Raw genomic sequence first — 345 nt, forward strand, 5'->3', positions numbered from 1 at the left:
ACACAAATGCGAACCCATATGCGGACGATGCATCAAACAACGAAAAACAAAACTTGAATACGAAGACTGTTAAACGTGGCGACAAGTTGGTTTACCAAGTATGGTTGGATACAACTAAATTCTCAGCAACTAACAAAGAAAATGTTCAATCTGTAGGAATCTCAGATGACTACGATGAAACTAAGTTAGATCTTGATGCAACTAAGATCAAAGCTTACGATTCAGTAACAGGTGATGATGTTACAGCTAAATTCGATATCACAGTTGAAGGTGGCGTGATTACTGCAACCCTTAAAGCTGGCTTCACTAAGTCACTTGGCGATGCAGAAAACACTCAAGTTATCG

Annotated in this window: 1 protein-coding gene; it reads left to right on the forward strand. The window is 39.1% G+C overall.

All coding sequences use genetic code 11. The features are described 5' to 3' along the window. Positions 1 to 345 (forward strand): SspB-related isopeptide-forming adhesin (locus tag AX663_RS06275; RefSeq protein WP_156430772.1); only part of this gene is annotated, 345 nt, incomplete at both ends.

It is taken from the genome of Streptococcus sp. CCH8-H5 (assembly GCF_001556505.1).
Classification (GTDB): domain Bacteria; phylum Bacillota; class Bacilli; order Lactobacillales; family Streptococcaceae; genus Streptococcus.